The sequence below is a fragment of the Myxococcus sp. AB025B genome (assembly GCF_006518215.1).
In the GTDB taxonomy this organism is placed as follows: Bacteria; Myxococcota; Myxococcia; order Myxococcales; family Myxococcaceae; genus Myxococcus; species Myxococcus fulvus.
Window position 1 is genome coordinate 1 of record NZ_SRLW01000218.1, and the last position, 17,335, is coordinate 17,335.

Below are 17,335 nucleotides of genomic sequence, written 5' to 3' on the forward strand. Positions count from 1 at the left end.
ACTCGACGGCGGGCGCGGGCGGCTCGACGTGGCGAGGGGGCTCCTCGACGGTCGGCGGGGCCGCTTCGATGGTGTGGCTTGGGGCCTGGGGCGGAGCCTCGGGCGGCAGGGACTCGGGCACACCTTCGTACCCGGCGTCAGCCGACTGGGACTCCATGCCCGCGTCTCCCGACGCGCCGGCGGGGGGGCCCACCTTGCGGCGCACCACGAACCCCTTCGCCGTCACGGGGGGCGCGGCCTGCTTCGGCTTGCGCTTGTCCAGGATCTTCTGGACGGCGGCGGTCGCCTGGTCGTCATCGAGGGAGGACGAATGGCTCTTGACGTCGTACCCGAGCGCGGACAGCTCGTTTACGACCTCCTTGTTGTCGAGCTCAATGCCGTGGCCCTTGAGCTCCTTGGCGATTTCGTGGACGCGCTTCTTCGACATATTGCCCTTGTTGGCCTGCCACACCCGGCGACTCCGGGGCGCAGCACCCTAGCTCAAACCCGAAAATGTGTGCGAGTGGTCCTTAACACCCACTCCCCCCCAACACCCCTCCGCCCTCATGGCGCAGGCTGCTCTGCCTACCCGAGCTGCGACGGGTCTAACAACCCCGCCTTCCCGCGAAAGGCCCTTGCAAATGCCTTCCGCTTCAGCGCTGCCGTCATGCAACCGACACCGCACAGGTAGGCGCCCCGTCCGGGCAGCCGCCGCTCCCTGTCCACCACGATGGCGCCCCCGGGGCCTACCACGAACCGGGTGAGCTCTGCTTGCGGTCGCTTGGACCCGCATCCGACGCACATCCGGACCGGGCCTGACTCCGCGCTTGCTGCTGGCTCCGAGCGGCCAGTCGGGCGCCCCACGTCCCCTCTCCTCTTCTAGCTTACGGCGACTTGGTGGCTTCCGCGCCACCGTCCAGGGTCGCCGCCGAAATACCGCGCTCGGCGTTCAGCTCCGCGCGCAGCTTGGCCTCCTCCACAAGGTAGTTCTCCGCCGCGCTCTTGAGCTGGCGGGCCTTCTTGATGCCCACACCCGGGACGTCGCCCAGCTTCGCGAGGTCCTTCTCGTTGGCGATGTCCTCCACCGTGCGGTAGCCGGACGACTGCAGCTGCTCGATGGTCTTCTCGCCAACGCCGCGCACGCGCGCCATCCGCTCGGACTGGTTCAGCTCGTCGGGGTGGCGGCGCGCCTCGGCGATGCGGGCCTGCTCCCTTTCATAATCCATGCGGGACAGCTCCGCCTGGTCTTCGACCATCCGCTTCCGGGCGGCCTCCTGCATGGAGGGGATGCGGGCGGGGTCCACGCCGGGGATCTGCGCCAGCACCTCGGCGTTGGCCTCGGCCACGTCGCGGGCCTGGCGGAAGCCGTGCGCGTAGAGCGTCTCCACCAGCATCTCGTTGACGCCCGGCAGCGCGCCCAGCGAGCGGTTGGCGAACTCGCGCATCTCCCGCACGCGGCTCTCGCTGTTGATGTCCAGCTTCCAGCCCGTCAGCTGGGCCGCCAGGCGCACGTTCTGGCCGCGCCGGCCGATGGCCAGGCTGAGCTGGTCGTCCGGGACGATGAGCTCCATGGCGTGGTTGGCCTCGTCGATGATGACGCGGCTGACCTCCGCGGGGGCCAGGGCCGAGCACACGAAGCGCGCCGGGTCCTCGTCGTACGGGACGATGTCGATCTTCTCCCCGCGCAGCTCCTGCACCACCGCCTGCACGCGGCTGCCCTTCATGCCCACGCATGCGCCCACCGGGTCCACGTCCGAGTCCCGGCTGGAGACGGCGATCTTCGCGCGGCCACCCGGCTCGCGCGCGGCGGCCTCGATGACGACGATGCCCTCGGCGATCTCGGGCACCTCCATCTCGAACAGCTTGGTGAGCAGGTTCACCGACGCGCGGGACAGGACGATCTGCGGGCCCTTGGACTCGCGCAGCACGTCCAGCACGTAGGCCTGGACGCGGTCGCCCGGGCGGTACGTCTCACGCGGGACCTGCTCGCGCACCGGCAGGACGGCCTCGGCGCGGCCCAGGTCCACGATGATGTTGCCGCGCTCGAACCGGCGGGCGATGCCGGTGACGATCTCGTTCTTGCGGTCCTTGTACTCGTTGAAGACGTTCTCGCGCTCGGCATCGCGGGTGCGCTGCAGGATGACCTGCTTGGCCGTCTGCGCCGCGATGCGGCCGAAGCCGCGGCGGAAGGTCTTCAGGCGCAGGATGTCGCCGTACTGGTCGTCCTGGGCCTTGGCCTCGTTGGCGTCCTCGTCCCGGTAGAAGATCTGGAAGACGAGCTCGTCGCCGGGCTCCACCTCCATGCCCTTCTTGTGGGACTCACCGAGGGTGATCTGGTTCACCGCCTGCACGGGGTCGGTGATCTCCTCCACCACGGTGATGGCCTGGAACAGCTCCACCACGCCCTTCTCGGGGTCGTACTTGGCCTCGAGGTTGCGGTCCTGGCCAAAGTGCTTCTTGGCCGCGGTCTTCATCGCATCCTCGAGGGTGGCAATCAGCACAGCCCGGTCGATGCCCTTGTCCTTGGCGACCTGGTCCAGGACGAGGTTGAGGTTGACGCTCGGGTTGGCTTGCTGCGTGGGCATGGTCTTCTCCTGAATGGGCCACGGGCCCCCCGCGCGGCAGGGTGCCCTGTATGTCGACGTCTAGAACTCGAACTCCAGGTTCGCCTTCGCGATGTCCTTGAAGAGGATGTGGAAGGTTCCGGCGCCTTCCACCTCCACCGAGATGCCGTCGCCCGCCACCCCGGCCAGCTTGCCGGCGAAGTTCTTGCGCGGCGGCTCGCCCAGCGGTCCGAAGGTCTTCACCTTCACCCGCTGGCCGACCACCCGCTCGAAGTGCGCCGGCTTCTTCAGCGGCCGGTCCACACCAGGGCTGGAGACCTCCAGGCTGTACTCGTGGGGAATGAAGTCCTCCACGTCGAGCATGGGGTCCACCGCGCGGGAAACCTGACTGCACTCGTCCAGTCCCACCCGTCCCCCTGGCTTGTCGATGAAGAGCCGCAGCACCCACCCTTCGCGTTCCCGGACGAACTCCAGGTCCACGAGCTCCAGGCCCTCGCCCGCAACGATGGGGTCGAGCACCGCGCTCGCCCGCTCCTCCACCGTCTGCTTGAGGTTCTTCTCCGACATAACCGGGAAACCAGACTCCAAAAACGCGAAAAGCGGGCACGGCGGCCCACTTTTCGAGGTGCACATCGAAAAATGTCGGGCGCGTCCGTAACACACCCCCCAGAGGGGTGTAAAGGAAGGACGCTCCCTCTACGGCCCCTTGAAACCTGCCCAACAGGGCCAGGAATTCCCAGGGGTTCCACGCACGGGACGGGCATTATAACGGGCCCATGCACCTCATCGCCGCCGCCCAGATGGTGTCCACCGCGGACAAGGCCCACAACCTGGAAGTCGCCACCCGGCTCGTCCGACGGGCCGGTGAGCTGGGCGCCCGGCTGGTGGGCCTGCCAGAGAACTTCGCCTGGATGGGCCCCGAGGCCGAGCGCCCGGGCGCCGCCGAGACGCTCGAGGGCCCCACCCTGTCCCGCATGGCCCAGCTGGCCCGGGAGCTGCGCGTGACGCTCCTGTCCGGCAGCGTCCTGGAGGTAGGGGCTCCCGGCGGTCGGCTCTACAACACCAGCGTCCTGTTCGGCCCGGAGGGTGAGCGCCTGGGCGTCTACCGCAAGATGCACCTGTTCGACGTGGAGGTGGGTGACGGTGCGACCTACCAGGAGTCCGCGGCGGTGGCGCCAGGGACGGAGGTGGTGGCGGCGGACACACCGGTGGGTCGGCTGGGGATGTCCATCTGCTACGACCTGCGGTTCCCGGAGCTCTACCGGCGGCTGTCGAAGGACGGGGCGACGCTGCTGGCCGTCCCGGCGGCCTTCACGATGATGACCGGGAAGGACCACTGGGAGGTGCTGCTGCGGGCCCGGGCCATCGAGAACCAGGCGTACGTGCTGGCGCCCGCCCAGGGAGGCCGACACTCGGCGCAGCGGCTCACGTATGGCCACGCCATGGTGGTGGACCCGTGGGGGCTGGTGACGGCGCGCGCCTCGGAGGGCGAGGGACTGGCCGTGGCGCCGGTCGACCCGGCGATCCTGGCGCGAATCCGACGCGACCTGCCCTGCCTGCGACACCGCCGATTGGATTAGCCTGGGATTCTCGTGAATGGTCGACCCTGGCTCCCCATGCTGCTCGTGCTCGCGCTCCCGGCTTCACCGCTCGGCTGCACCGCCGAGGACGCGCCCGCCATGCCCGCGGCGACGCTCGCGCCGGCGCCCGTGCCGCGCGCTCACCTGCGGGGACTGAAGGGCAACGTCCAGCTCAAGCGCGCCACGGCCGACGAGTGGAGCACCGCCAGCGACGGCGTGCCCCTGTTCGAGAACGACAAGGTCCGCACCGAGGCGGGCGCGGGCGCGGACCTGGTCTTCACGGCCAACGGCAGCACGGTGCACCTGGGCGGCGACTCGCTCATCGGCATCGCGGAGACGCGGCCCAGGCCGGGGCGCTCGCGCACGGACCTCACGGTGCTGCGCGGCCGAATCGACACGGAGCTGCCGAAGCCCGCCGAGCACTCGATATCCGTCACCACGCCCGGGGCCACCATCCAGGCGGGAAGGGAGATTGTCTTCCAATGAGGACGACCCTGCTCCTGTTCGCGTGGCTGTGCGCCGCGCCTCCCGACACCACCGTGGTGGGGCCGCAGGAGTCGCTGCGCGACGTGGCCGAGCGCGCCCTGGGCGACGCGAGCGCCACCGCGGAGCTGCGCGCGCTCAACGCGCTGTCCTCGGATGCGGTCTCCCCCGGCACCAGGCTGAAGCTGCCCGGTCAGGAGCGGGCGCTGGCGCTCAAGGCGCTGGAGACGGCGCGCACGCTGGTGGCCCGGGCCCGGAGCGCGGGTGGACCGGCGGAGGCGGAGACCCGTCTGAAGGAGGCGGAGGTGCACTTCCGCACCGCGCGTTACGCGCAGGCCTCCGAGGCGGCCAACGCCGCGGGCACGCTGGTGGCGCAGCGGCATGCGCCCCAGCCCTCCACCTTCAGCGTCCAGGTGGAGCCCGACGCGGGCACCACCACCGTCAGCGTCACCCGGGGCCCACCGGTGCGCGTGGAGGCCGAGGGCGTCACCCTCCCCGTCGCCCCCGGCGAGACGGTGCTCGTGGAGAAGGGGCGTCCGCCTTCCCTCCCTCCGCCGAGCGTGCCCCAGCCCGAGAAGCCCGCGGAGGGCGCGCGGCTCGAATACCCGGCGGACACGAAGGGCGTGGGCCTGGGGCCCGTGAAGCTCTCCTGGGCGGCGCAGCCGGGCGTCGAGCGTTATGAGGTCGAGGTGTCGCGGGAGGCGCCGGGCGCCAACGTGCTCACCCTGTCCTCCACCGTGGCCGAGCTGAAGCTGCCGCGGCTGCCGGCGGGACGGTATCGGTGGACGGTGAGAGCCGTGAGCGCCTCGGGCCGCTCGGAGCCCTCCGGGGCGCGGCGGTTCGAACTGGTCGAGAACATCTCCGTCAGGGTCCGTTCGGGGCCGTGGGAGTAGTTGCTGGAGGAGTCGCGCCGTGCGCCTGTTCAAAGCCATGCTCCTCTTGATGCTGGTGGTCAGCATCGTCCCGACCCTCATGGTGGGCTGGCTCTCCGTCTCCCATACGCGCGAGCTGCTGGTGCGCGACGCCCAGGAGCTGGCGCAGGAGCGCGTGAAGCAGTTGCGGCTCAAGGCCGAGAACTTCCTGGGCGAGCCCACCGACGCGGTGCTGGGCCTGGCCCGCGTGCCGAACTTCTTCTCGCTGCCCACCGAGGCGCAGCAGATGCACCTGGGAGCGGTGCTCTCACAGCGCCGCGAGGTGCTGGCCATCACCGTCTTCGGTCCGGACCGCAAGCGGATGCCCGGGCTGCAGGCCTTCTCGCGGCATGACGTGTCCCCCACCGCGCTCGCCTCGCACGAGGAGCGGAGCCGGGCGCTGCTCGAGAGCAGCATCGAGACCCTGCGCTACTCGGACGTCGTGGTGGTCCCGAATGGAGCCGGGCCCCTCGTGACGGTGGCCTTCTCCGTGGGGGAGCCCGTCAAGGGCTTCATCTCCGCGGACCTGTCGCTGTCGGGGCTGCGGCAGATGCTCGAGCAGGAGCGCGTGGGCAGCACCGGCTTCGCGTACCTGACAGACCGCCGCGGGCGCCTCGTCGTGGGCGGAGGCGGCGTGGGCGCGCTGGGCGGAGACGTCTCGCAGCGAAGCCCCGTGGCCCACCTGCTGCAACAGCTGGCCACCACGCCCGACGCGGAGCTGTTCCACGTGGGCAACTTCGGCGAGGGGCGCGACGCGGTGGTGGCCGCGTACACGGTGCTCCCGGAGACGGGCTGGGCCATCATCTCCGAGCAACCCGTGGAGCACGCCTATCACCAGGTGGAGACGATGGAGCGGCGCATCCTCGTGGGGCTGGGCGCGGCCATCCTGGTGGCGCTGGTGCTGGCGGCGCTCTTCTCGCGCACGCTCACCCGGCCGCTCAAGGTCTTCACCGAGGGCGCGCTGGAGCTGGCGCGCGGCAAGTTCGGCGTCGAGGTGAAGATCACCCAGAAGAACGAAGTCGGGGAGCTGGCCCAGACGTTCAACTACATGAGCAAGCAGTTGCTCGCGTACGACCTGGAGAACCGCGGCCTCTACGAGAGCCTGGAGAAGGGCTACCTGGAGACCATCGTCGCGCTGGCCAACTCCATCGACTCGAAGGACGCGTACACGCGCGGCCACAGCCAGCGGGTGGGCGACGTGGCGGTGGAGATTGGCCGGGAGCTCAACCTCACCGAGCGTGAGCTGCGCCAGCTCCAGTACGGCGGCATCCTCCACGACATCGGCAAGATTGGCATCGTCGAGTCCATCCTCTGCAAGCAGACGAAGCTGACGGACCAGGAGATGGCCATCATGCGCGAGCACCCGGCCATCGGCGACGCCATCATCGGCCCGGTGAGCTTCCTGGGCGCGGTGCGCGCGTGCGTGCGCCACCACCACGAGCGCTGGGACGGCACCGGCTACCCGGACCGGCTCAAGGGCGAGGACATCCCCCTGCTCGCCCGCATCGTCGGGTGCGCGGACACCTTCGACGCCTGCACGTCGACGCGCCCCTACCAGAAGGCCATGCCGCTGGAGAAGGCGATGGAGATCCTGGACACCCTCACGGGCGCGCAGTTGGACCCGCAGGTGGTGGCCGCGCTGCGACGGGTGCTGGCCAAGAAGGGCGTGCGGCTGGAGGGCCACCGGCAGCCCGTCAAGCTGGCCTCGTGAGTCCCGCGCCTCCCCAAGGCCGAAGGATGGTAGGGAGGGCGCACCGCTGTTGAGCTTCTGAAAGGTGCAACGTTGAGCTTCTGGGACCGCATCAAGCCCTCGACTCCCGCCGCCACCGCGACGGACACCCGCCTGTCTCCGGACGGCTCCCGCCTGGAGCTGACGTGGGATGACGGTGCCCGGAGCGCCGCCACCGCGCAGCTGCTGCGCCAGCAGTGCCCGTGCGCGGCCTGCGTGGACGAGTGGACGAACCAACGCACGCTGGACCAGACGAAGGTGCCCGCGGACCTGCGCGTGAAGCAGCTGCAGCCGGTGGGCAACTACGCGCTGGCGTTCAACTTCAGCGATGGGCACACCACCGGCATCTACCCCTGGAAGCTCCTGCGAGAAGTCACGCAGCCCATCTCCTGAAGGGCCCACGAGCCCGGAGCGACTCCTCGTGAACGAACGCTATCGGCTCGTCAGTCCCCTGGCCACCGGCGGCATGGCGGAGCTCTTCCTCGGCGTGGCGAAGGGCGCCGAGGGCTTCGAGCGCACCGTCGCCATCAAGCGCATCCTCCCCCACCTGGCCCAGGAGCCCGACATCGCGCGGATGTTCCTGGCCGAGGCCCGACTCGCCACGCTGCTCCAACACCAGAACATCGCCACCGTGTTCGACGTGGCCCAGAGCGCCTCGGGGCTCTTCCTGGTGATGGAGCTGGTGGACGGGTGGGATTTGGGCGTGCTGCTGCGCCAGACCTCGAAGCTGGGGCGCCGCTTCCCGCCGCACCTGGCCGCGCACATCGCGCTCCACGTGCTCGCGGGGCTGCACCACGCCTACCGCAAGCTCCACGAGGGGCGGCCGTTGCTCATGGCCCACCGGGACGTGTCGCCGTCCAACATCCTCGTGTCCCGCGAGGGCGAGGTGAAGGTGACGGACTTCGGCATCGCCCGGCTGAGCGGCGCGTCCCACACCGCGCCCGGCCACTTCAAGGGCAAGGAGGCCTACAGCGCTCCCGAGGTCCTCCAGGGCCAGCCCGCCACCATGTTGAGCGACCAGTTCTCCCTGGGGCTCGTGCTCCATGAGCTGCTCACGGGCGCGCATCCCTTCTCGTCCACCACGGAGTCGGGGGGCTCCGTCGCGCTGGCCATCGTGTCGCGCGACGTGCCGCCGCTGCCTCCCGAGGTTCCCGCGTCCCTCGCGGACATCGTGCGGCGCATGCTCGCCCGCGCGCCGGAAGCCCGCTTCCCCACGCCCGAGGCCCTCGGGGAAGTGCTCGCGAGGTGGCTGGCGCAGACCGGTGAACCCGCGAGCGCGCAGGGACTCACCGCGTTCCTCGAGACCCTGCCACCCCCTCCCACGCTGAGGGAGAAGGCTGGAGGGGCGGGGGCGAAGAGTGGTGCATCACCGTCGCGTCCGAGCGCGAGCCTGCGCCCCGCCACGAACGACCCTTCCGCGCACTCGGCGCCGACGCGCATGGGCCCCCTCGCGGAGGCGCTCGCTCGGGGTGCATCGGCGGGAACAGGGGCGCCTGGACATGACGCTTCGCAGGCTCTGAATGCGATGGACTCGGAGGAGGACGAGGCGACGGGGCTCGCGGGCATCGAGATGAGCTCGAGCGGGCGGCTCCTGCACCGCTGCGTGCGGTGTGGCTCGCTCTTGTCCGCGGCGCGCGCGCCTTGCTCCGTCTGTGCCGAGCGGCTCGCGCCGCCGACTCCGGGGGCCTTCGACACCTCCGTGGAGTCTCCCTTCGCGCCTCAGGGGGGCCTTCTCGCCGCGGACGATGAAGCCCCGGCCGAGGATGGCCGTGCGCCTCTGACACCCAGCGCCTCGGACACCTCACGTCAGGTGGCTCCCGGAGACACGCCTTCGGGCTCGCTCCGGGGTGCCAGTGCAACGGCCGCTGCCCCCAGAAATGCTCGTGGTGCCGGGCCTGCTTCGAGCAGCGCGGGCGCGACCACATCGTCACTCGCGGACAGCATCGAAGCCGGGCCTCGTCGCCCCTCCGCGCCCAGCGTGACGCAGGCCCGAGGTGATTCACTGGAGCTCGAGGAGCGGGCCCAGCGTCCCGAGAGCACCTGGGATGAGGTCCCTGCCTCCGCGGCGCCTCGACGCTGGGGACGTCGCATCGTTCTGCTCGTGGGCGTCGCCGTCGCCGTGGGCGGCAGTGTGTGGCTGTGGCCGCATCGCAACACCGTCGCGAATCGCCTCATGGCCAGCGTCGACCGCCCCATGCCTCCGCCGGTGCTCATGCTCACGAGCGAGCCTTCGGGCGCGACCGTGTTGATTGGCGACAAGCCGGTGGGCACGACGCCGCTCGCGCTCGACAACCTCTACCCCGAGGGCCCCGTCGCTGTGCAGGTGCGGCTCAAGGGCTTCCGTCCGTGGAAGGGTACCTTCCCCGGAGGCGAGCCCGCTCGGCTCGAGGCGACGCTGCAGCGGTGAACCGCTCGGGGTAGCCGCTCGCGGCAAGACCCCTCCTCGAACCTAGGGGTCGGCGGCTCACGGTGGCTCTCAGCAGTGAGCCGCATGGGGGCCACTCGCGGCAAGGCGCCTCCTCGAACACAAGAGTCGGCAGCTCGTGGCGACGATGCAGAGGTGAACCACTCGGGGTGGCCGCTCGCGGCAAGCCCTCCTCCTCGAACACAGGGGTCGGCGGCTCGAGGTGACTCACAGCAGTGAGCCGCACGATGGCCGCCTGTGGCAAGGCCCCCTCCTCGGAGGCGAGCCTGCACGGCTCGCGGCGACACTGCAGCAGCGAGCCGCGCGCGTGGCCCTTCGCTATCCGAGTCGCGGCGGAGTCCATACCTTTCGGGCCATCGGCGCGGCGCGAGCCAACGTTCCCGAAGCGGGCCGTGTGAAGCGGCCCCTCCGGTCGTCACTTCACCAGACGCAGGTGCCCCCGACGCGGCGGCGGAGAGTCATCCTTCGGCCCCTCGGGAGTCACCTCCGGAGGCGGCGGAGCGGCGACCGGGGCCTCCTCGGCCACCGGCTCCGCGGGCACCTCACGCAGGAAGGTGCGCGGACGCTCCGAGGCCACCGGCACCGGCTGCGGCTGGGGACGCGCCGCCGCCGGCTGCTGGAGCAGCTCCGGGGGCATGTCCTCCATGTACATCCACGACTCCTTCGTCACGTGGCTGGCGATGGCGAACAGCGCCGACCACGGCACCGCCACCTTGAACCGCGACCCCGAGAAGCTCAGCGTGCAGCGCACGCCCCACTCGCCCACCGTGAGGTCCGGCGGGTCGAAGCGATACGAGAGGTTGAGGCGCAGGTGCGCCTCTCCTCGCAATGAAGCGGGAACGAGCACACCGGGCCTGCGCGCGTCCAGGTGGATCATCACCATCCCCTGGTCCAGCGAGGCGAGCAGCCGCTCCTTCTTGTCCAAATCCTTCTTGTCGTCCATCGGTGTACGGCGAAGAGAAATTCGGGCGCGCCACGTCAGCGTCGGCGCACGGCCCGGTCCATCTCCCGCTTCGTCTCCCGCTCCTTGATGTCCTGGCGCCGGTCCTCGTGTGTCTTGCCCCGACACAACCCGAGCTCCACCTTCGCGCGCCCCTTCTTGAAATACAGCATCAGCGGGATGATGGAATACCCACGCTCCCGCACCTTCGTGGTCCACCGGTCGATTTCCGCCCGGTGCATCAGCAGCTTCCGGCCGCGTGTGGGCAGATGGTCGAACACGCTGGCGGACTTGTAGGAACCGATGTGGGCATTGAGCAGGAACAGCTCGCTCCCCTTGGGCAGGGCATACGCGTCCGAGAGATTGGCCACCCCGTCACGCAGCGACTTCACCTCGCTTCCCGTCAGCTCCAGCCCGGCCTCCACCTTCTCGTCCACGGTGTAGTCGAAGCGCGCACGCCGATTCTCGGCGATGAGCCTGACCTGTTCGCCGCCCGCCGGCCCCTTCGACTTTCCACCCGATGCCATACGTGTCGTGGGTCTCCTAACCGCCCAATGCCATGTTGTCGATGAGGCGTGTGTTGCCGCTGAAGGCCGCCACGAGCAGGCGAGCAGCCCGCCCCGGCGTTACCACGTCCAGCGGCGTCAGGCGCTCGGCATCCACCAGCGCGACGTAATCCTCGCGCAGGCCCGCCGCGGCCAATTCGTGCCGCACAGCACCCGTCAGGGCCACGGCATCCCGCGTGCCTCCGTGAAGAAGGGTGAGCGCCGCCCGCAGTCCTCGCGACAGGGACAGCGCCCGCTGCCGCTCCTCGGGGGACAAGTAGGCATTGCGGCTGCTCATCGCCAGCCCGTCGGGCTCGCGGACCGTCGGCATTCCGACGATGTCCACGCCCAGGTGCAAATCCCGGTTGAAGGCCTTGATGACCTGCAGCTGCTGGTAGTCCTTCTCCCCGAACAGCGCGACGGCCGGCCGGAAGAGCGCGAGCAGCTGCGTGACGATGGTGGCCACGCCCCGGAAGTGCCCCGGGCGCCGCTCGCCACACAGCCCCTGGCTCACCTCCGTCACCTCGACGTACGTCTGATAGCCCGGGGGGTACATGACCTCGGGCGTGGGCGCGAAGACGACGTCCGCTCCGGCCTCGCCACACTTCGTCAGGTCCCCCTCGAAGTCGCGCGGGTAGCGCGAGAGGTCCTCCTTGGGCCCGAACTGGGTGGGGTTGACGAAGATGGAAACGGCCACCACGTCGGCACGACGGCGCCCCTCACGGATGAGCGAGAGGTGCCCTTCGTGCAGGTAGCCCATGGTGGGCACCAGCGCGAGCCGGCGCCCCTCACGGGCAAGGCCCGCCGCCCACGCCTTCACTTCCTCCACGGTTCGCAGGACGGCGGGCGCCATGCGCTAGACCGGGATTCCGTAGACGGGGCCGATCTTCTCCTCACCCTCGGCCGCCACCGGCACCTCGGCGCGCGGGCCGGGCACGGGGACGGCGGGCGCCACGGCGCGCAGCGTCTTGGTCGCCTTGAACGAGTGGTCGTCGTCCGGGAACGCGCCCTGGCGGACCTCGTCGAAGTAGACCTGGGCGGCGCCGGTGATGGAGCCGTGCAGGTCCGCGTAGCGCTTGACGAACTTGGGCTTGAAGTCCGGGTTCATCCCCAAGAGGTCGTAGCAGACCAGCACCTGCCCGTCGCAGTGACGACCCGCGCCGATGCCGATGACGGGGATGCTCAGCTTCTGCGTAATCGTGCGCGCCAGCTCCATCGGCACGCCCTCCAGCACCAGCGCGTAGGCCCCCGCGGCCTCCAGCGCGAGCGCGTCCTCCACGAGCTGCCGCGCCTGGTCCTCGTCGCGCCCCTGGACGACATAGCCGCCCATCTTGTGCACCGACTGGGGCGTCAGGCCCAGGTGGCCCATGACGGGGATGCTCGCGCGGACGATGGCGCGCACCGTGTCCGCGAACTCGGCGCCGCCCTCCAGCTTCACGCTGCCCGCACCACCCTCGGAGATGAGCCTGCCCGCGTTGCGGACCGCCTCCTGGATGGACACCTGGTAGCTCATGAAGGGCAGGTCGGCCACGACGTGGGCGCGCTTCGTTCCGCGAGCCACCGCCGCCGAGTGGTAGACCATCTGGTCCATCGTCACGGGCAGCGTGGAGTCATGGCCCTGGATGACCATGCCCAGCGAGTCACCGATGAGCAGCACGTCCGCGCCCGACTGGTCGAGGATGTGGGCGAACGTGGCGTCGTACGCGGTGACCATGCAGATCTTCTGGCCGATCTGCTTCAGGCGCTTCAGCGAATGGATGGTGACCTTGTCCTTCACGGTTCACCTCCTGTTGGGTGAGGGTGGATACGGCAAAGTGCCGACCCCGGGCCCCTCGCCGTCCCGTCAGGGATCGCCGGAGGCTTCGAAGCCGACCTCCGCACTCTAACGCCCTCGCCCCGGCCGTGGGGCCTCAACAAGCGGGCGACCCGTCGGGAGCCCGATTTCAGGGACGCCGCGACGCCTTGGGCAGGTAGTGCTGCGTCCCCGGCTTCGCCTTGCGGATGGCCGCCAACAGGTCTTCCCGGTCCGCCTCGTTATTCACGAAATCAATGTCCGAGGTGTCCACCACGAGGAGCGGCGTCTCCGTGTAGTGGAAGAAGAAGTTGTTGTACGCGTGGACCAGCCCCTCCAGGTAGCCGGAGTCGAACTTGCGCTCGAACTCGCGGCCGCGCTTCTTGATGCGTTGCAGCAGCACGTCGAGGCGGGCCTGGAGGTAGACGACGACGTCGGGCTTGGTGACGCGGGGCCCGAGCGCCTCGAAGACGCGCTCGTAGAGGGCGAGCTCGTGGGCGTCCAGGTTGAGGTGCGCGAAGATGCGGTCCTTGGCGAACAGGTAGTCGCTGACCGTGACGGAGCGGAACAGGTCCTGCTGGAACAGCTCCTGCTGCTGCCGGAAGCGCGACAGGAGGAAGAAGATCTGCGTCTGGAAGCCGAACTTCTGCCGGTCCGTGTAGAAGCTGGACAGGAAGGGATTCTCCTCCACGACTTCGAGCACGCGACGCGCGCTCAGCCGCTCGGAGAGGATGTTGGAGAGGCTCGTCTTGCCGACGCCAATGGGCCCCTCGACCACGATGTACCGGTAGTCCATCCGCCGAGGCCTCCCGACCCGGAAAACGCGCGATGAGGCCCCGGTGATTCTCCACCTGGGAAAACAGGTCGCGGGGCCACGCGTGGGGGCGCGGATAACACAACCTGGGCACCGGGGTCCGGCGATTTTTCCATGCCCGGGGTGGCGGCGGGAATCCCAGGGCTCGCTTGACGCTGTGGGTGGGCTCCCCCTAGGTTGCCGCGCGATTCCATGGCGTGTGCGCGGGGTGCCCTTCGGTCATGAGTGGGAGGCAGCGGGCGAAGACAGTGGTGCGGCTCGAGGAGGCTCGCCCGAGCGCCACGCCCAAGGCCGAGACGCCACCTCCCATGGAGGCGGATCCGCTCTATGGCGTCGTGCTGCTGAAGACGGCGCTGGAGCTCAAGCGCCGCAAGGACGGCTCCGTGGAGGACATCCTCCGCGACGTGCTGACGCGCATGCGCATCCCCGAGGACGAGTTCCGGGCGTTCCTGGAGCAGCAGGGCGGCCTGGGTCAGCTCCTCGGGCTGCGGGGCCGGTAGGGCCCGCGCCGGGCCCCCTGCCCTACTCGTCCGCGCCGTCGTCCGAGAGGTCCACCGGCGGCGGCGAGCGACCGGGAGCCACCGGTCCGAGCGCGCGCTCCAGGGCGGCGAACTCCTCCGGCGAGAGTGTCTCCGCGCGGCGCTGCGGGTCGATGCCCGCCGTCTGGAGCGCGGCGAGGAGCGCGTCGGGCGTGGCCAGCGTCTTGTCCGACTTGAGCGAGTTGAGCAGCGTCTTGCGGCGCTGGGCGAAGGCGGCCTTCACCACGCGGGTGAAGCGGGCCTCGTCGATGATGGGCGCGCGCGGTGACGCGCGGCGCGTGAGCGACAGCACCGCGGAGTCCACCTTCGGCGGCGGATGGAAGCGCCACGCCTCCAGCGTGAGCACGTTCTCCGCGTCGAAGTGCAGGCCGAGCAGCACCGTGAGCAGGCCGTAGTCGCGAGTGCCGGGCTCCGCGGCCAGGCGCTCCACCACCTCCTTCTGGAGCGTGAAGACGGCGCGCGACACATGGGCGCGCTGCTCCAGCACCTGGAAGAGGATGGAGCTGGTGAGGTGGTACGGAAGATTGCCCGCGACGGCCACGTCGGGCGCGCCGGCCACCTCGGCGAAGTTCACGGTGGCGGCGTTGCCCGCCACCACGCGCACGCCGGGAATCGCCTCCTTCTCCAGCACCGTCACCATGTCCCGGTCGCGCTCCACGGCCGTCACCTTCGCGCCCGTGGCGGCGAGGAAGCGCGTGAGGTGGCCCAGGCCCGGGCCCAGCTCGACGACGGGCTCGCCCTCGCGCAGGTGCAGCGCGTCGGCGATGGTGGAAAGAGCGTCCTCGTCTCCGAGGAAGTTCTGGCCCCAGCTGTACTTGGCGCGCAGGCCGTGGCGCTTGAGGATGTCTCGCGGCGATTCCACCCGGGTGTCCCTCTTCTACATGCGCCAGGCGGGGTCGGCCGCCAGGCGGAAATCACCGCGCAAGCCGCGGCGCCACGCCTCATACCCCGCGACGGCGATCATCGCGCCATTGTCCGTGCACAAACGCACCGGCGGCAGGAACATGCGCAGCCCCCGCTCCTCGGCGCGCTGCTGACACAGGGCCCTGAGGCGCGAGTTGGCGGCCACGCCCCCGCACAGCACCAGCTGCTTGTGGCCCAGCCGGCGCGCGGCGGCCACCAGCTTCTTGGACAGCACGTCCGCCACCGCCTCCTGGAAGGACGCGCACAGGTCCGCGAGCGCCTGCCCCTCCGGAACACCGTGCTTCTTCGTGTGCTGCAGCACCGCCGTCTTCAGGCCGGAGAAGGAGACATCGAAGTTGTCGCCGGGCAGCGCGCGCGGGAAGCGGATGGCCTCCGGGTTCCCCTTCTGCGCGAGCTGGTCGATGGGCAGCCCGCCCGGGTACGGCAACCCGAGGATGCGCGCCGTCTTGTCGTAGGCCTCGCCCGCGGCGTCGTCGCGCGTGCTGCCCACCAGCCGGTAGTGCCCGAACTCCTTCACCTCGTAGAGGCTGGTGTGCCCACCGGAGACGACGAGCCCGAGGAACGGCGGCTCCGGCGCGTCCTCCAGGAGCCGGATGGCGAGCAGGTGGCCCTCGAGGTGGTTGGCGCCCACGAAGGGCTTGCCGGTGGCGAGGCTCAGCCCCTTGGCCACCTGCAGCCCCACCAGCAGCGCGCCGATGAGCCCCGGGCCGGACGTGACGGCGATGAGGTCCACGTCGTCGAGCGTCTTCTGGGCGCGCGTGAGCGCCTCGTGCACCACCGGCATCACCTGGACGATGTGGTTGCGCGAGGCCAGCTCCGGCACCACCCCGCCCCAGCGACGGTGGATGTCCACCTGGGTGGAGACGACGTCCGACAGCACGCGCCGGCCGTCCTCCACGAGGGCGGCGGCGGTCTCATCACAGGAGGTTTCCAGGCCGAGGACGAGCAAGGCGACTCACTTCACTTCCAGCAGGGCGGGAGCGACCAGGACGTCCGCCGCCCGCTCAGTTGCCGAGCGACTTGAGCATGGCGCGGACCTCGTTGGCGGAGGCCCCCGACGGTTCCAGCTTCAAATACTGGTTGTAGGCCCGTCCCGCCTCGGAATTCTTGCCGATGGACTGGTACGCCATGCCGAGCGACAGCCAGGCCCGGGCGTTCCGCTCGTCGTCCTTGACCACGTCCACCAGCAGCTTGGTGGCCTCGCGGAAGGCGGACTCGGACTCGAAGCCGTTCACCAGGGCGATGCCCAGCCCGGCCTTGGCCTCGGTGGAGTCCGGCTTGAGGCCCATCGCCTTGCGGTAGTTCGCGGCCGCCGTCTTGTGCCGTCCGCCCACCGTGGCGCTCTTGGCCTGCTTGATGAGGCTCGCGTACTCGACCTCCGGGTCCACCGCCGGGGCGACCAAGGTGCCCGAGTCCGCGCCGGAGGCAGGCGCCTCCACCACGGCGGTACCGGCGTCCACGGCGGCGGGCGGCGTCTGGACGACGGCGCTCCCCGCGTCGGGCGCTCCCTGCGCGCCCGCGTCCACCGGGGCCTGGACCACGGCGGTGGTGCCCGAGTCGGGCTCGGCCACCGGCGCGACGACCGCGGCGGGCTTCTGGGGCTCGGGCGTCTGGACCGTCTCCACCTTCGGGGGCGTCTCGGCGGGAGGCTTGTCCCCGCCGCCCAACGCCACCACCGCGACCACGGCGCCGATGAGCAGCAGCGCGCCGCCCACATAGAGGCCCGTGCGACGCGGGCGCACCGCCGCCACGTCCTCCGCATGGGACACGGGCGGTGCCGGCGTCGGCGTCACGGGCTTCGGCGGCTGCGCGAGCACCGGAGGCGCCACGGGCGTGGGGGCCACGATGGGCTGCGGCGTCGCGGGGGTGATGAGCGTGGGCGGCGGAGCGGCTGGCGTCAGCGGCTCCTCCGGGATGGAGGGGGCCGCCGGGCGCTCGGGCGCGCCGTGTCCCGGATAGGGCGGCAGGGCGAGCTGCTGCGGCGCGGCGGGGACCTCTTCCACCTCGGGGAGGGTGTCGACGTCGACGGCCGGGACGTCGCGGCCGCTCACCAGCGTCACCTCGGACGACGGAGGCGCGGGCGCGGGCGGCGGCACGGGCGGGAACGGGT

General features: G+C 70.5%; 18 protein-coding genes and 1 pseudogene. 7 read left to right on the plus strand and 12 right to left on the minus strand.

Translation table 11 applies throughout. The annotated features are described in order from the left end of the window. The 4 genes from FL311_RS44300 to rimP all read right to left on the minus strand — a co-directional run. Nucleotides 1-427 (minus strand): translation initiation factor IF-2 N-terminal domain-containing protein (locus FL311_RS44300; RefSeq protein WP_194869415.1); only part of this gene is annotated, 427 nt, incomplete at its 3' end. Between the two features lie 137 nt (nt 428-564). Next, complete coding sequence (locus FL311_RS29725; protein ID WP_141330374.1) at nt 565-783, minus strand: YlxR family RNase P modulator; 219 nt, start codon at nt 781-783, stop codon at nt 565-567. An 80-nt stretch (nt 784-863) separates the two neighbouring features. After that, nucleotides 864-2,564 carry a transcription termination factor NusA gene (gene nusA / locus FL311_RS29730; RefSeq protein ID WP_141330376.1) on the minus strand — a complete coding sequence of 567 codons (1,701 nt, stop codon included), beginning with the start codon at nt 2,562-2,564 and terminating at the stop codon, nt 864-866. 60 nt (nt 2,565-2,624) lie between these two features. Continuing rightward, on the minus strand, nt 2,625-3,110 hold the full coding sequence (gene rimP, locus FL311_RS29735) for a ribosome maturation factor RimP (RefSeq protein ID WP_046712241.1): 486 nt from the start codon (nt 3,108-3,110) through the stop codon (nt 2,625-2,627). A gap of 209 nt (nt 3,111-3,319) precedes the next feature. Here rimP and FL311_RS29740 point away from each other — a divergent pair, with 209 nt between their 5' ends. The 6 genes from FL311_RS29740 (at nt 3,320) to FL311_RS29765 (ending at nt 9,653) form a co-directional block, all read left to right on the plus strand. After that, entirely contained in the window at nt 3,320-4,123 is an 804-nt protein-coding gene (locus FL311_RS29740; protein ID WP_141330378.1) for a carbon-nitrogen hydrolase family protein, read from the plus strand. 36 nt (nt 4,124-4,159) lie between these two features. Continuing rightward, entirely contained in the window at nt 4,160-4,609 is a 450-nt protein-coding gene (locus tag FL311_RS29745; RefSeq protein WP_194869416.1) for a FecR family protein, read from the plus strand. Next, nucleotides 4,606-5,499, plus strand: a complete 894-nt coding sequence (locus tag FL311_RS29750) for a peptidoglycan-binding protein LysM (RefSeq protein ID WP_141330382.1) — start codon at nt 4,606-4,608, stop codon at nt 5,497-5,499. The genes FL311_RS29745 and FL311_RS29750 overlap by 4 nt, the downstream gene beginning before the upstream one ends. Nucleotides 5,500-5,518: 19 nt before the next feature. Continuing rightward, nucleotides 5,519-7,228, plus strand: a complete 1,710-nt coding sequence (locus FL311_RS29755; protein WP_141330384.1) for an HD domain-containing phosphohydrolase — start codon at nt 5,519-5,521, stop codon at nt 7,226-7,228. Between the two features lie 72 nt (nt 7,229-7,300). Next, nucleotides 7,301-7,639: a DUF971 domain-containing protein gene (locus tag FL311_RS29760; RefSeq protein ID WP_141330386.1), complete on the plus strand. Its 339-nt coding sequence runs from the start codon at nt 7,301-7,303 to the stop codon at nt 7,637-7,639. Between the two features lie 28 nt (nt 7,640-7,667). Continuing rightward, nucleotides 7,668-9,653 (plus strand): serine/threonine-protein kinase, encoded by a 1,986-nt coding sequence (locus tag FL311_RS29765; RefSeq protein WP_141330388.1) that lies wholly within the window; start codon nt 7,668-7,670, stop codon nt 9,651-9,653. Nucleotides 9,654-10,086: 433 nt separating this feature from the next. On the opposite strand, the gene FL311_RS29770 is transcribed toward FL311_RS29765, so the two are convergent. The 5 genes from FL311_RS29770 to FL311_RS29790 form a co-directional block, all read right to left on the minus strand. Further along, on the minus strand, nt 10,087-10,614 hold the full coding sequence (locus tag FL311_RS29770) for a ClpXP protease specificity-enhancing factor SspB (RefSeq protein ID WP_141330390.1): 528 nt from the start codon (nt 10,612-10,614) through the stop codon (nt 10,087-10,089). 35 nt (nt 10,615-10,649) lie between these two features. After that, nucleotides 10,650-11,138 carry an SsrA-binding protein SmpB gene (smpB, locus tag FL311_RS29775; RefSeq protein WP_141330392.1) on the minus strand — a complete coding sequence of 163 codons (489 nt, stop codon included), beginning with the start codon at nt 11,136-11,138 and terminating at the stop codon, nt 10,650-10,652. Between the two features lie 16 nt (nt 11,139-11,154). Continuing rightward, nucleotides 11,155-12,009 carry a pantoate--beta-alanine ligase gene (gene panC / locus FL311_RS29780; protein ID WP_141330394.1) on the minus strand — a complete coding sequence of 285 codons (855 nt, stop codon included), beginning with the start codon at nt 12,007-12,009 and terminating at the stop codon, nt 11,155-11,157. 3 nt (nt 12,010-12,012) lie between these two features. Further along, on the minus strand, nt 12,013-12,933 hold the full coding sequence (gene panB / locus FL311_RS29785) for a 3-methyl-2-oxobutanoate hydroxymethyltransferase (protein ID WP_141330395.1): 921 nt from the start codon (nt 12,931-12,933) through the stop codon (nt 12,013-12,015). Between the two features lie 166 nt (nt 12,934-13,099). After that, nucleotides 13,100-13,744 (minus strand): deoxynucleoside kinase, encoded by a 645-nt coding sequence (locus tag FL311_RS29790; protein ID WP_046712230.1) that lies wholly within the window; start codon nt 13,742-13,744, stop codon nt 13,100-13,102. Nucleotides 13,745-13,983: 239 nt separating this feature from the next. Between FL311_RS29790 and FL311_RS29795 the strand changes: the two genes are divergently transcribed. After that, complete coding sequence (locus tag FL311_RS29795) at nt 13,984-14,262, plus strand: hypothetical protein (protein WP_074957972.1); 279 nt, start codon at nt 13,984-13,986, stop codon at nt 14,260-14,262. Nucleotides 14,263-14,284: 22 nt separating this feature from the next. On the opposite strand, the gene rsmA is transcribed toward FL311_RS29795, so the two are convergent. From rsmA to FL311_RS29810, 3 genes and pseudogenes are all read right to left on the minus strand, one after another. Next, nucleotides 14,285-15,163: a 16S rRNA (adenine(1518)-N(6)/adenine(1519)-N(6))-dimethyltransferase RsmA gene (rsmA, locus tag FL311_RS29800; RefSeq protein ID WP_141330396.1), complete on the minus strand. Its 879-nt coding sequence runs from the start codon at nt 15,161-15,163 to the stop codon at nt 14,285-14,287. 15 nt (nt 15,164-15,178) lie between these two features. Further along, the gene (tsaD, locus tag FL311_RS29805) at nt 15,179-16,174 is read right to left on the minus strand and encodes a tRNA (adenosine(37)-N6)-threonylcarbamoyltransferase complex transferase subunit TsaD (protein ID WP_141330397.1); all 996 of its coding nucleotides are present in this window, start codon (nt 16,172-16,174) and stop codon (nt 15,179-15,181) included. Between the two features lie 55 nt (nt 16,175-16,229). After that, a pseudogene (locus FL311_RS29810) lies at nt 16,230-17,335 on the minus strand (tetratricopeptide repeat protein); the annotation flags it as partial.

What these genes read in the sequence shown, in the direction of transcription:
- FL311_RS29770 (WP_141330390.1), bottom strand. Translation starts at nt 10,614, where the DNA reads ATGGACGACAAGAAGGATTTGGACAAGAAGGAGCGGCTGCTCGCCTCG.
- FL311_RS29725 (WP_141330374.1), bottom strand. Translation starts at nt 783, where the DNA reads ATGTGCGTCGGATGCGGGTCCAAGCGACCGCAAGCAGAGCTCACCCGG.
- FL311_RS29745 (WP_194869416.1), top strand. Translation starts at nt 4,160, where the DNA reads ATGCTGCTCGTGCTCGCGCTCCCGGCTTCACCGCTCGGCTGCACCGCC.
- FL311_RS29740 (WP_141330378.1), top strand. Translation starts at nt 3,320, where the DNA reads ATGCACCTCATCGCCGCCGCCCAGATGGTGTCCACCGCGGACAAGGCC.
- panC (WP_141330394.1), bottom strand. Translation starts at nt 12,009, where the DNA reads ATGGCGCCCGCCGTCCTGCGAACCGTGGAGGAAGTGAAGGCGTGGGCG.
- smpB (WP_141330392.1), bottom strand. Translation starts at nt 11,138, where the DNA reads ATGGCATCGGGTGGAAAGTCGAAGGGGCCGGCGGGCGGCGAACAGGTC.
- rimP (WP_046712241.1), bottom strand. Translation starts at nt 3,110, where the DNA reads ATGTCGGAGAAGAACCTCAAGCAGACGGTGGAGGAGCGGGCGAGCGCG.
- FL311_RS29750 (WP_141330382.1), top strand. Translation starts at nt 4,606, where the DNA reads ATGAGGACGACCCTGCTCCTGTTCGCGTGGCTGTGCGCCGCGCCTCCC.
- nusA (WP_141330376.1), bottom strand. Translation starts at nt 2,564, where the DNA reads ATGCCCACGCAGCAAGCCAACCCGAGCGTCAACCTCAACCTCGTCCTG.
- FL311_RS29790 (WP_046712230.1), bottom strand. Translation starts at nt 13,744, where the DNA reads ATGGACTACCGGTACATCGTGGTCGAGGGGCCCATTGGCGTCGGCAAG.
- FL311_RS29795 (WP_074957972.1), top strand. Translation starts at nt 13,984, where the DNA reads ATGAGTGGGAGGCAGCGGGCGAAGACAGTGGTGCGGCTCGAGGAGGCT.